11 protein-coding genes are annotated in these 12,736 nt (G+C 68.4%); 6 read left to right on the top strand and 5 right to left on the bottom strand.

The features are described 5' to 3' along the window. The first annotated feature begins 139 nt into the window (after positions 1-139). Positions 140-1,075, top strand: coding sequence for an SMP-30/gluconolactonase/LRE family protein (locus IBX18_RS26820; protein ID WP_194836272.1), 936 nt, complete (start codon positions 140-142; stop codon positions 1,073-1,075). On the opposite strand, the gene IBX18_RS26815 is transcribed toward IBX18_RS26820, so the two are convergent. Then, the gene (locus tag IBX18_RS26815; RefSeq protein ID WP_194836271.1) at positions 1,060-2,049 is read right to left on the bottom strand and encodes a YafY family protein; all 990 of its coding nucleotides are present in this window, start codon (positions 2,047-2,049) and stop codon (positions 1,060-1,062) included. The two genes, IBX18_RS26820 and IBX18_RS26815, sit on opposite strands and share 16 nt — an antisense overlap. Positions 2,050-2,145: 96 nt before the next feature. Here IBX18_RS26815 and IBX18_RS26810 point away from each other — a divergent pair, with 96 nt between their 5' ends. Next, on the top strand, positions 2,146-3,291 hold the full coding sequence (locus IBX18_RS26810; protein WP_194836270.1) for an epoxide hydrolase family protein: 1,146 nt from the start codon (positions 2,146-2,148) through the stop codon (positions 3,289-3,291). A gap of 42 nt (positions 3,292-3,333) precedes the next feature. On the opposite strand, the gene IBX18_RS26805 is transcribed toward IBX18_RS26810, so the two are convergent. Continuing rightward, positions 3,334-4,218, bottom strand: a complete 885-nt coding sequence (locus IBX18_RS26805) for a hypothetical protein (protein ID WP_194836269.1) — start codon at positions 4,216-4,218, stop codon at positions 3,334-3,336. A 207-nt stretch (positions 4,219-4,425) separates the two neighbouring features. Here IBX18_RS26805 and IBX18_RS26800 point away from each other — a divergent pair, with 207 nt between their 5' ends. Together IBX18_RS26800 and IBX18_RS26795 are read left to right on the top strand one after the other, a co-directional pair. Then, a complete protein-coding gene (locus tag IBX18_RS26800) occupies positions 4,426-5,598 on the top strand; it encodes an acyl-CoA dehydrogenase family protein (protein WP_194836268.1) in 1,173 nt (390 codons plus the stop codon). A gap of 9 nt (positions 5,599-5,607) precedes the next feature. Beyond that, positions 5,608-6,735: an acyl-CoA dehydrogenase family protein gene (locus IBX18_RS26795; RefSeq protein WP_194836267.1), complete on the top strand. Its 1,128-nt coding sequence runs from the start codon at positions 5,608-5,610 to the stop codon at positions 6,733-6,735. A 38-nt stretch (positions 6,736-6,773) separates the two neighbouring features. On the opposite strand, the gene IBX18_RS26790 is transcribed toward IBX18_RS26795, so the two are convergent. Continuing rightward, entirely contained in the window at positions 6,774-7,280 is a 507-nt protein-coding gene (locus IBX18_RS26790) for a hypothetical protein (RefSeq protein WP_194836266.1), read from the bottom strand. A gap of 228 nt (positions 7,281-7,508) precedes the next feature. On the opposite strand from IBX18_RS26790, the gene IBX18_RS26785 reads away from it, so the two are divergent. After that, on the top strand, positions 7,509-7,865 hold the full coding sequence (locus IBX18_RS26785) for a hypothetical protein (RefSeq protein WP_194836529.1): 357 nt from the start codon (positions 7,509-7,511) through the stop codon (positions 7,863-7,865). Between the two features lie 108 nt (positions 7,866-7,973). Then, positions 7,974-8,807, top strand: a complete 834-nt coding sequence (locus IBX18_RS26780) for a GNAT family N-acetyltransferase (RefSeq protein ID WP_194836265.1) — start codon at positions 7,974-7,976, stop codon at positions 8,805-8,807. A gap of 40 nt (positions 8,808-8,847) precedes the next feature. Here the strand turns inward: IBX18_RS26780 and IBX18_RS26775 are convergent, their stop codons facing one another. Both IBX18_RS26775 and IBX18_RS26770 read right to left on the bottom strand, forming a co-directional pair. Continuing rightward, positions 8,848-10,626, bottom strand: coding sequence for a serine/threonine-protein kinase (locus IBX18_RS26775; protein WP_194836264.1), 1,779 nt, complete (start codon positions 10,624-10,626; stop codon positions 8,848-8,850). Between the two features lie 3 nt (positions 10,627-10,629). Beyond that, positions 10,630-12,432 carry a serine/threonine-protein kinase gene (locus tag IBX18_RS26770; protein WP_194836263.1) on the bottom strand — a complete coding sequence of 601 codons (1,803 nt, stop codon included), beginning with the start codon at positions 12,430-12,432 and terminating at the stop codon, positions 10,630-10,632. Positions 12,433-12,736: the final 304 nt, after the last annotated feature.

The following is a 12,736-nucleotide window of genomic DNA, read 5'->3' as shown; positions in this document are numbered from 1 at the left end:
GTGGACTTCACGATGACCTCGCACCGGCGCCGGACCGCCTTCGCCCCGGCCAGGGTTGGTATCGGGCCGGAAGGCCGCTGTCCAGGTGGCTAGACTGCCCGCAGATTGCTGTGTCGGCTTGCAGAGACCGAGGTGCCCGTTGAGAAGACTCCGTCGCCCATCGCCCCGGCGCTCCCTGCTGCTGTGGTCGGCGGCGCTGGTCGCCCTGGCCTGCACCGCACCGGCCGCCGCTGCGGACCCCGCTGCCACCACGCAGCCGATCGCCTCGTGCGCGCCCGCGCAGGCCGCGACCGCGGTCCCCGCCGGCATACCGGTGCTCGACTGGTCGGAGAACGTCGGCTACGACGCCCAGGACAATCTGTGGGTCTCCCGGATCTACCGCAACGAGGTGCAGCGCTACGACCGCTCGGGTGCGCTCACCGCGACCGTCCCCGTCGAGTTCCCCGGCGCTGTCCGCAGCGGACCGGACGGGTTGCTCTATGTCGTCTACGGCGATTCCCCCACCAGTGCGATCCGACCCGGCGGCGTCGTCCGTTTCGATCCGGCGGCCGCGAACCCGAAGCCCGAGGTCTTCGTCTCCGGCTTCACCATGCCCAATGGCGCCGCCTTCGATGCGGCAGGCAATCTCTACGTCGCCGCCATGTCCGGTGTCATCCGGGTGCGCGCGGACGGCAGTGTCGATACCGCGTGGACCGGGAAGGCGGCCAGGGCAGGAGCCAATGGCGTTGTTGTGCAGGGAAATTCGCTGTACGTGACAGCTAACGGAAGCACGCTCGGCCAGCTCGTCCGCATCGCGATCGACGACCCGGGTGCGCAGACTGTGGTCGCGAACCTCGCCTCGTCGCTGCCCGGTGTGCCGGACTTCGCCGACGATCTGCTCATCGATGCCGACGGCATCCTGTACGTGACCACGCTGTCCGGCCAGCTCGTCCGCGTCGACCCCGCGAGCGGTGCGGCCTGCGCAGTACTCACCGGCCAGCCGTTGACATCAGTGGTCGCAACGCCGGGGCAACCGAACCAGCTGCTGGCGGGTACGGAGAGCGGCGCGGTGCTGCGTATTCAATTGTCCCGCTGAGCTTGCCCTTTCGAGCCGCCGACGGCGCGCTCGATGCGCGCGGAGACCGTGCGTAGCTGTCGGAGCAACTCCGGCGGCTCGTGCACCTCGAAGTCGGCGCCGAGGGTGATCAGCCGGTGCGCCAACCACTCCGGTGAGTCGTCGCGGCGGGTGTCCAGGCGGCAAGAGTTTTCATCGATCGCGACCAGGTCGCCCGGGTCGTCGCCGAGGCGGCCTGCGATCCGTTGCGCGGGTGCGTGAATGGTGACGGAGAGCCGGAAAGTCGGTGTACCCCAGTCGGTTCGGCGTCCCGCCACATAGGCGGCGGGATCGGCCGCGGGAAGTTCTCGCGGGGCGAAGCGAGCGGCGGTCGGCAATACCTGTTCCACGCGATCGACCCGGTAGACGCGCCAGTCGTCGCGATCGACGTCGTAGCCGACCAGGTACCAGCGGTGCCGGACCGGAGCGAGGCCGACGGGTTCGGCATGCCTGCGTGATTGCGTGCCGTTGCCGTCGCGATACGTGAAACGCACTCGCTCCCTATTGGTTACGGCGGCGGCCAGCGCCGTCAGCACCTCCGGATCGACCAGTGGTCCCGTGTCGGTGGGTGGTGCCAGCGCGGTGCCGAGTACCCGCACCCTGCGGCGCAACTTCGCGGGCAGTACCTGCTCCAGCTTGGTGAGCGCGCGCACCGACGCCTCCTCGATGCCCGCGACCGCGTAGCCCGCCGCGGCCCGCAATCCCACCGCGATGGCGACCGCCTCGTCGTCCTCGATCAGCAACGGCGGCAGCGCCGACCCCGCCACCAGCCGATAGCCGCCCGCCGCACCCATCGTCGCCTCGACCGGATAACCGAGTTCGCGTAATCGGTCGATATCGCGGCGCACCGTGCGGTCGGTGACGCCGAGTCGTTCGGCCAGTTCGCTGCCCGGCCATTCGCGTGGGGTCTGCAGCAGGGACAGCAGGCGAAACAGGCGGGCGGGGGTGTCGTTCATGAATCTCACATTGCCAGAAAAATAGGACATAGATGGTCCTACATGGTTCCTAACGTAGTGCTCGGATCGAACGACCGACACACGAGGAGCCTCTCGATGACCGACCACCGCACCGCTGTTCGCCCGTTCCGCATCGACATCGCCCAGGCGGACCTGGAGGACCTGCACGATCGGCTGAGCCGGACCCGCTGGTCGGCCCAGCTGCCCGGTGCAGGGCGCGAGCGTGGCGTGCCCGTCGCCTACCTGCGCGAGCTCGCCGAGTACTGGCGGACCGAATTCGATTGGCGGGCACAGGAAGCGGCGCTCAACGAGTTTCCGCAGTTCATTACCGAAATCGACGGCCTCGACGTGCATTTCGTGCACGTCCGCTCGCCCGAGCCGGACGCGGTGCCGCTGATCCTGACGCACGGCTGGCCGAACACCTTCGCCGAGTTCAGCAAAACCATCGGCCTGCTCGCCGACCCGCGCAAGCACGGACTCGACCCGGCGCAGGCCTTCCACGTGGTGGTGCCGTCGGTGCCCGGCTTCGCGTTCTCGGCAGCGCCGCGCGAGGTGGGGATGACGCCGCAGCGGGTGGCCGAGATGTGGCTGGTACTGATGCAGCGGCTCGGCTACCAGCGATTCGGTGCCCAGGGCGGCGATCTCGGCGCCTACGTCGTGCCGGAAATGGCGATCGCCGCGCCGGACCGAGTGATCGGCGTGCACATCGATGGTGGCATCGGCATGCCGAGCGCGGCCGACGTACCGACGATGACCCCGGACGAGCGCGCCGAATGGGATCTCATGCAGCAGTGGATGACCGGCGTGAACCACCACGAGTTGCTGCGCGCCGCCCCGCAGACCTTCGCGCACGCGTGGACCGACTCACCGGTCGGCCTGCTGGGCTGGCTCATGCACAAGTTCAACGAATTCGCCCCGCTCGCCGATCAGGCCGAGGATGTCATCGACCGCGACCATTTGCTGACCACGGTCAGTCTGTACTGGTTCACCAATACCGCGGCTACCTCGTCCTGGCCCATGTACAACGGCCTCGGGGACAACGGATTTGCCTGGCCGAAGGGGCAGAAGCGGGTGCCGACCGGCGTTTACGGTGGCGGATCAGCGCTGATGCTGCGACTTGCCCAGCGCGACAACGACATCGTGCACTGGCCGGAGGGCAATACCGGCAATCACTTCGTGGCGATGGAACTGCCCGAGCTGCATGTGGCCGATATCCGCGCGTTCTTCGCGAAGGTGCGCTGAACCAGGCTGTGCGGCACCGTCCGTCGTGGCGGTGCCGCCGAGTCAGCTGGCAGGCTTGGTGAACTCGCCGTGCACCGCGGCACCCGCGGGCGCGCCGGGGGTGGTGGGTACCGCAGGGGGAGCGGGGGCGGGTGCCGGAGCAGCCTCGGGCGCCGGGGGAGCGGCAGGGGCCGGAGCGGGCGCGGGCCTCGGCGCGGCGGACGGTGCGGGGGCCGGCGCCGGGCCGATCTCGGTCCCGTTGGGGCCAGGCGCGGTCAGTCCGGGACCGGTCGTGTTCGACGGATTGCTCGGGTGGTTCACCGGCTGGTCCGGCACCATGAAGGTGCCGACGGTCGGCGTCATCACGCAGTTCGCGAACGGATAGTTGATGATGCCCCACATCGAGGCAATTACCGTGCCGGGCCCGCTGTGCACCGTCTTGGACAGCGACGGCAGGCCGTATTCGGTGAGATCGTCGAGCGAATCGATGCCGCTGGCGCCGTTGTTGATGTTCACCCAGGCCACGACGAGGCCGGAGGCGAGCGGCGCGCCGGTGTGCGCGGGCGTCGCGCTGAACCGCAGCGTGCCCGGCGCGATATTGAGGTCCTGGCTGCTACCGGCGCCGTCGGTGGTCGCGGCCGCGATGATCGTGGTGACCGGGCCGACGCTGCCACAGCCGAAAGTGGGTGCGGCGTAGGCGAACGGGGTGAAGGCGCTCGTCACGTGGCGCAATCCGGCGACGTCGGCGACCTTGGTGTACTGCGTCAGCGCGCCGACACCCGCCTGCACGGTCGGGTCCGGGCCCGCGATCTCGGTGAGGTGGGTGAGTGCGGCGTCCACCGGTGACGGTTCGGGATCGGCGGTGGCCGGGCCACCCAGGGTCAGTGCCGCGCCGATGCCGAGCGCTGCCACGGCCGTACTGGCTCGTGCGATGGTCCTGCCGTTCACTCGAACTCCTCGATACGCAAAGTCTCGGGGTCCCCAACCCACGTCCAGCAACGTACCAGTTCGTCCGAGGTGCCGCCCAGGTAGCGCCGGTGTCCACCCCTGGTTGACGCCCGCCGAGCGTGTCCTACCTGTGTGATCCAGTCGACAGTGGAGGATTACCGGAGGGTAGGTTGGACTCGGACGTACGAGACACAGACGGAGCTGCGTATGAAAATAAGCCTGTCCCCCGATGAAGTCGCCTTCCGCGACGAACTGCGAAACATCTATCGGACCGAGATCCCCGCCGACATCCGCGAGCGCTTCAAATACGGCCGGGAGCTGTCCCGCGACGACATCGTCCGCTCGCACAAGGCCCTCAACGACCACGGCCTCGCGGTGCCGAACTGGCCCGTCGAGTGGGGTGGCAAGGACTGGACCCCGATGCAGCGCCACCTCTGGCAGGACGAGATGCAGCTCGCCTCGGTGCCCGATCCGCTGACGTTCAACGCCCAGATGGTCGGCCCGGTGATCGCGCACTTCGGCTCGCCGGAGCTCAAGCAGCGCTTCCTGCCGCCCACCGCCGCGCTCGACATCTGGTGGTGCCAGGGCTTTTCCGAGCCCGACGCCGGGTCGGACCTGGCCTCGCTGCGCACCACCGCGGTGCGCGACGGCGACTCCTACATCGTCAACGGCCAGAAGATCTGGACCACCCTCGCGCAGTACGCGGACTGGATCTTCTGCCTGGTGCGCACCGATCCGAGCGCCCCGAAGAAGCAGGCGGGTATTTCGTTCCTGCTGTTCGACGTGAAGTCGCCCGGTGTCACCATCCGCCCGATCAAGCTGATCGACGGCGGCTACGAGGTGAACGAGGTCTTCTTCGAGAACGTCCGGGTGCCCGCCGATCAGCTGGTCGGCGAGGAGAACATGGGCTGGACCTACGCCAAGTTCCTGCTCGGCAACGAGCGCACCGGCATCACCGGCGTCGGTCGCACCAAGGTGAAGATCGGCGTGGCGAAAGAGTATGCCGCGCAGACCAGGTCGGGCAGCGGAACCCTGCTCGAGGATCCGCTGTTCGCGGCGCGGCTCGCCGAACTGGAGAACGAGCTGCTCGCGCTGGAACTCACCCAGCTGCGCGTGGTCTCGAACTCCTCGGACGGCAAGCCGAATCCGGCGTCTTCGGTGCTGAAGCTGCGCGGCTCGGAGCTGCAGCAGGCCGCCACCGAGCTGCTCCTCGATATCGCGGGCCCGGACGCGGTGCCGGTCGGCGCCGACGACATCGCTTCGCCCGGTTGGGCGCAGCGCAGCGGTCCCAGTTACCTGAACTACCGCAAGACAACCATCTACGGAGGCTCCAGCGAGGTGCAGCGCACCATCATCGCCTCCACGATCCTCGGATTGTGAGGCGCCGCCATGGATTTCGATCTCACCGATGAACAGGAAATGCTGCGGGACACGGTGCGTGAGCTGCTCGCTCGCAACTACGACCCGGAGACCAGGCTGAAGGTGACCGACACCGAACTCGGCTGGAGCCGTGAGGTGTGGCAGCAGCTCGCCGAACTCGGCGTGCTCGGACTGACTTTCAGCGAGGACGACGGCGGCGTCGGCGCGGGCCCGGTGGAGACCATGGTGGTGCTCGAGGAGGTGGGGCGCAGGCTGGCGCCGGAGCCGATCCTCGATGCGGTGCTGATCCCCGGCGCGCTGATCACCCTCGCGGGCAGCACCGAACAGCGGCAGCGCGTGCTGCCCGAGGTGGCCTCGGGCAGCAAGCTGCTCGCCTTCGCGCACGCCGAACCCGGTGTGCGCTGGCCGGCCACCGAGCTGGCCACTACCGCTGTGCCGCAGGGTGATTCGTACGCGCTGACCGGCATCAAGAACCCGGTGACGCACGGCGACTGCGCCGACGAGCTGGTGGTCAGCGCACAGCTGCCGGGCGGCGGGACCGGGTTGTTCCTGGTCGCCGCCGATGCCGAGGGCGTCAGCCGCAAGGCCTACCGCACGGTGGACGGGCAGCGCGGCGCGCAGGTCGAGTTCGATCAGGCCGCGGCCGAACCGCTCGGCGGCGAAGTCGATGCGGCCGAGGCGATTCGGGCCGCACAGGGCCAAGCGCAGGCGAGCCTGTGCGCGGAGTCCATCGGTGCGATGGAGGAGGCGCTGCGCTTGACGACCGATTACCTGAAGCAGCGCAAGCAGTTCGGGGTCACCCTGTCGAAGTTCCAAGCACTGACGCATCGAGCGGCGGACATGTATGTGTCCCTGGAACTTGCGCGCAGCATGAGCCTCTACGCCACCGCGGCCGCGGCTGACGGTGCGATCGACGACCAGGTCGCCTCGCGGGCCCGGCTCCAGGTCGGTCGCTCGGCGCGGCACATCGGTCAGGAAGCGATCCAGCTGCACGGCGGGATCGGCGTCACCGCCGAGTACCCGGTTAGTCACTACGTGGCCAGGTTGACCGCGATCGAACGGACCCTGGGCGGCGGGCTGGAGCATCTGCGGGTGCTCAGCGCGCGGGTCGGCGAGCACGAGCTGCCCGAGCTGTAAATCCTTGCGGTGGTGCGTGCTTCGCGCACCACCGCGGGTCACTCGTGGTCGGTGTTCAAACCGCCGGACGGGCTTTCGGACGGGCGGGTGGTCGGCTCGTCCGGAGTCGTTGTCGTCGGCCGCGGCCTGGTCGGCCGGGTGGTGGTCGGCCTGGTCGTCGGCGCCTCGGTCGTCGTGGGCGCCTCGGTGGTGGTGGCAGGCGGGCGGGTGTCCTCGGACGGGGACTCGTGCGGTGGAATCCCGTGCGACTCTTCCGGGGCCGGCTCGCCGGACGTCGTGGTGGCGAATCCGGTGAACGGTGTTGCCTGGGGCGCCTGATATGGGGCGATGCGCCAGGTCGGCGACGGCGGAATCGACACCTTCGGCACCGTCACGCTGGTTCCCGAGTGCACCACGGGCGCGACATTCGGGTCCGACTGCAACGGTGGGGGTGCGACGTAGGTGTCCTGCTTGCCGATTCCGCAGGCGCCGATGAGGACTAGCCCGACGGAGATCGCGCCTGCGGCGATCGCCGGACCTGCGATCTTGGTCCTGGTGCTCTCCATCGGTGACAACTCCTGCTGCGGTTCGAGTGGGCATCACCTTACTCGAGCGCGGTCCACCGGGCCAGGCGAAGCGGTCGCCGCCGGTGCGTCGGACACGCCCATTTTAAATGCCGGTAACTCAGATATCGAATTGGTCTCTTCGGCGTGTCGTGGGCACGTGTCGCTGTCATATGGCCCGGCATGGTCGTAGCGTGTGAGCAAAGTTACGCGTGAGACGCCTGTACCCAGATGAGAGAAGCGTTGTGTGATGAACGCGGCATTGGTTCTCTGATCGGCGTCATCGAGGAGTGGATGATGGGAGCTTACTCGACAGCGTCGCAGCAGGAGTCGTCCGCAGCCGCCAAGGATGCGGTGTCGGCTTCTTCGCAGCATCTCGTGTCGAACGGGTCAGCGCGCTCGCTGTCCACGATTCTTTCGCGGACACTCGCCTGGCTGATCTTCATTGGCGGCATCGTCGGGGCTGTCCTCGGCATCGCAGGCCTACACGTCGAAATCACCGTCGCCGGACTGATTCTCGCGTGCACCGCAGGGTTGGTCCTGCTCAAACTTCGCACAGGTGGCCATGGCGGCAACGAAACGGATTGACGCCGAACCCAACTGAGCCGTGCGCCGACTCGACCACTGATCGGTCATCGTGGCAGGCCGGGCGAGACACGCGGGCGCGCAACGCATCCGCCGCCTACCGTGGTGATCATGAGGATCGAGATCAGCACGGACGCGGCCGAGTTCCGCTCGCGCACCGAGTCGTTCCTGCTCCGTGATCCGCTGCGGCACACCGTGATCAGCACCAGCATCGCCAACCACGTGGCCGGTCTGCAGGCCGCCGACGGTGGCTCGCGATTTCTGGCGCTGTACGGCGACGGCGCGTCCGTGGCCGGTGTCGCCATGCGGGTCGCGGACCGGGACATGTACCTGGGCGAGCTGCCCGAGGGCGGTGCGAGCGCGGTGGCGGACGCGCTGGCCGAGGTGACACCGGAAAGCGCCGGGGTGGAAGGGCTTGCCGCCGACGCCGATAGTTTCGCCAAGCGGTGGAGCGACCGCCTCGGCGTCGGCGTCCAGCCGTCCTACACCACCAGGCTGTACCGGCTCGGTGCGCTGCGTATCCCCGATGTGCCCGGGAGTCCGCGCCGGGCAACCGAATCCGAGGTCGAGCTGTGTCTCGAATGGGCCGAGGCCATGCGGGCCGAAGCAGGGATCTCGCCGGCCGGACCGGACAAGGCGACCATCCGCAACCGGGTCGCGGCCGGACTGATGTGGTTCTGGGAGCGCGACGGCCGCCCGACAAGCTTTGCCGCCCATCACCTTCCCGTGCACGGCTGGTCCCGCGTCGGCCTCGTGTACACACCGCCGCAGGAGCGCGGGCACGGCTATGCCAGCGCCGTCACCGCGCACATCGCGCAAGTCTTGCGCGCCGACAACTTGAACGTGTGCCTGTTCGCCGACACCGCCAACCGCACATCCAGCAAGATCTACCAGTCCATCGGCTTCCATCCGACCCACGAATTCGTGCATCACGCATTCGGTTGAACCCCTGGGTCTTCCGGTCGCGGCGGTGGTCGGCTCTCGCTCAGTTCAGTGGGGCGTCGGTCCACCACTGCATCAGCTCGGACTCGGTGGCGATGAAGCCCGCGCTGTACATCAGGATCGTGGCGCGTTGCGGGTCGGCGGTGAACTCGGTGATCATCCGCGGGCGCCGGGTACTGCTGTTGTGCAACGTGTAATTGGTGTAGGTGTGGCCGTGATTGGTGGCCGCGGTCCGGTCGTTGGCGGGTAGGGCATCCAGCGCGGCGCGGACGTCGGTGGGGGAGTTGTAGAGGTAGAAGGAGAAGGCCGCTTTGTTCTCGGTGCCGCCGAAGCAGCGCCACATCACCAGCCAGGCGCCGAAGGCGGGATCCTCCTCGTCGATGGTCGGCGCCGAGGCCGGGTCATAGGAGAAGCAGCCCGCCTTGTTGTAGCCCGAACCGGACTGAACCAGCTGCTGGGCAGTGGTTTTCGGCAGCATCGCCGGGAACTCGGCGCTGAGCGCCGCCGCGTTTGCGCCCACCTGAGCGGGGTCGGCGGTCGTCGCGGGTGGTGCCGAGGTCGGCGGCTCTGTGGTGTCGGCGACAGCTGTGGCACGTGGCGTGGTCGTGGTCGTGGTGACCGTCGGTCCCGCCGAACCTGATTCGCCGCGGGAGGACATGATGAGCGAGGCGATGAGGCCGAGCACCAGAAGAACGCCGATGCCGCCGCCGAGTTTGGCGTTGGACTTCGGGCGTCGCACGGGGACTGGGCTGCGCCCAGCGGGACCGGCGTCGTGCCCGTTCTGCCCCATGGCGCGTTGCTGATTCAGCGGGTGCGGTGGCGCGAACTGGCTCGGCGCGGAGGACGGTGCGAACTTGTGCGGTAGGGCGGAGGGCGAGAACTGGTTCGGTGTCGAGGATGGCGTGAGCTGCTGTGCCGGGGATGGCGTGAACTGTTGCTGTGCCGAGGACGGCGCAAATTGCTGCTGTGCCGAGGGCGAGCCGAACTCTTGCGTCGCAGTGAGCGCACGCCAAGCGGCACCGGCGAATTCGGCGCAGGAATCGAATCGTCCGTCGGGCCGCTTCGCCATCGCCTTGGCCAGCACCGCATCCAGTGCCAGCGGCAGCCCCGGCCGCAATCGGCTGACCGGCGGTGGCGGCACCTGCAAATGGCCCTGAATCACCGCGACCGGGTTGGTGGCGTCGAACGGCACCGTGCCGGTTAGTAGCCGAAACAGCGTGCAGGCCAGCGAGTATTGGTCGGAGCGGTGATCGAGCAGCGCGCCCGACAGCTGCTCCGGTGACGCATACGCCAAAGTGGCGGTGAAGGTTCCGGTCTGCGTGAGCCGCCCGGTGTCATCGCGGAAGCGCGCGATCCCGAAATCGGTCAGGAACACTCGTTCGCCCGCGCCGGCAGTGCGTTCGAGCAAGATGTTGGCGGGCTTCACATCTCGGTGCAGCACGCCACGACGGTGCGCGAAGTCGAGCGCCTTGGCGGTCTCGCCGATGATCTGCAACGCGCGCTCCGGCGGCAACGACCGCGCGTCCACCCCGGCGGCGTCGGTGCCGTCGATGTACTGCATCGAGATCCACAGCCGCTCGTCCTCGACGCCGCGGTCGAACACGGTCACGATGTTCGGGTGATCCAGCCGGGCGACCAGGTCGGCCTCCCGCTCGAACCGAGTACGGATCTCCTTGTCGTGGAACACTTCCGGGTTCAACAGCTTCATCGCCGTCAACCGTGGCAGGCGGGGGTGCCGCGCCAGGTACACCGAGCCCATGCCGCCGCGACCGAGCAGCCGTTCGATGGTGTACCCGGCGAATATCTCTCCGGGTTGCAGCATGGATCAGTTCAGCGGCGCCGAGCGCCACCAGCGCAGGGTCTGATCGATAGAGCCGGAGCCGTCGGTGAACATCAGGTACTGGGCGCGGTCCGGATCGCCGGTGAAGGCGGTGACGATCTTCGGGCCGCCCGTGTCGTATTTGTAGTTGGTGTAGGACTTTCCGCCGTTGGTGTCGGTGGACTTGGTGTTGGCGGGCAGCGTGTTCAGCACCGCCTGCACGTCGGCGGCGGACTTGTAGACGTAGATGCGATAGAGCGGGTCGGAGCTGTCGCCGCCGCCGTAGCAGCGCCACTGCCAGGCCCAGTCACCGAACTCCGGGTCGCCCTCGCTCGGCGACGGCGTGTACGTGGCGTCGGTCTCCCAGCATTTTGCGCCGTTGTAGCCGACCTGCTCCGTCTTGGTGGCGGGCACCATACGCGGGAACTCGGCACTGATCGAGTCCACGGTCGCGGGCACCGTGGTGCCGGGCCCGTTCACGCCGGACGCGACCGAACTCGGTGTCGTATCGCCGCCGGAGGCGGTCGAATCGCTGACCGCGCCGATGATGGCCAGCGTCAGCACGAGCAGCACCACGACTCCGACACAGATGCCGATGATGACGCCGACGTTGGACTTCTTCGGCGGCCGTCCGCCGACACCGACCGGAGACATGGGCGGCGGGCCGTAGTTGTTGCCGAACTGCTGCCCCGCGTACGGGGCGGTCGGCTGCGGTGCCTGGCCGTTGCCGTACTGCGGCGCGGCCAGCGTGGCCGGTGGCGGCGTGAACGGTGATCCCGCAAGGTGATTCGGCCCGCTGGTCGGCTGGCCGTACTGCGCCGGGTAGGGCGCGCCGGTGGTCGGGGTGGGCGGTCCCGTGGTGGGGCGCGGTCCGGTGGTCGGCCTCGGCCCGGTGGTGGGCCGTGGTCCGGCCACCGCCGTCGGTGGCGCGGTGAACGGCCGCGGCCCGCCGGCCACCGGCATCGAGGGCACGCTGGGATTGGTCAGGGCGTGCCGGGCGGCGGCGGCGAAGTCGGCGCAGGTGGGGTACCTGTCCTCCGGACGCTTGGCCATCGCTCTGGCCAGCACGCTGTCCAGCGCGTAGGGCAGGCCCTGGCGGTGGCTGCTCAAGGCCGGCGGCGCACCCTGCAGATGACCCTGGATGACCGCCGCGGGGTTGGTCGCGGAGAACGGGCCGGTCCCGGTGAGCAACCAGAACAGCGAGCACGCCAGCGAATACTGATCCGACCGATGGTCCAGCGACGAACCAGTGAGCTGCTCGGGCGAGGCGTAAGCCAGTGTGGCGGTGAAGGTTCCGGTCTGCGTGAGATGGCCGGTGTCGTCCCGGAAGCGGGCGATACCGAAGTCGGTGAGGTACACCCGCTCGCCGCGGCCACCACCGCCGCGCGCCAGCAGGATGTTCGCCGGCTTCACGTCGCGGTGCAGCACACCGATGCCGTGCGCGTAGTCGAGGGCGTCCGCGGTTTCCTTGACGATCTGCACGGCGCGCTCCGGCGGCAGCGCCTGCGGTTGCACCGATGCGGCGTCGATGCCGTCGATGAACTGCATGGAGATCCACAGCTGCTCGGCCTCGAGCCCGCGGTCGTAGACCGTGACAATATTCGGGTGGTCGAGCTGGGCGACCAGATCCGCCTCCCGTTCGAACCGCGCCCGCACCTCCTTGTCGAAGAACATCTCCCTGTTCAACAGCTTCAACGCGGTCAGGCGCGGCAGCCGAGGGTGTTTCGCCAGGTAGACCGAACCCATGCCACCGCGACCCAGTTGCCGCTCGATGACATAACCGGCGAAAACGTCACCGCTGGCCAGCATGTCTGCTCCACTTCCCGCCGCCCGCCGGGACCCACCGACGAACAGGCGTACAGCATAAGAACGCGCGATCAGGCACGGGCCGGACCACGGAAAACATCGAAACCATAGCAGTTGTCACCGGACCGGCGGCCCGCCAGCGAAAGCGGGGCAAGGCCGGTCGAGGACACCATCGAGAACCTGGCCGGCGACGACATCGTCGGTCTGCAACACGGTATTCACCCCCGTTGTCGGGTCGAGCGCGCGGATACTACCGATGTATCTCGCCGGACTCCCGCGATGCAACAAATCGCGGTTCGCCGTGCGC

Origin of the sequence: Nocardia sp. XZ_19_369 (assembly GCF_015355715.1) — a bacterium.
Classification (GTDB): Bacteria; Actinomycetota; Actinomycetes; order Mycobacteriales; family Mycobacteriaceae; genus Nocardia.
The sequence above is the reverse complement of the archived record's forward strand: the minus strand, read 5'-3'. Positions and strand labels throughout refer to the sequence as shown.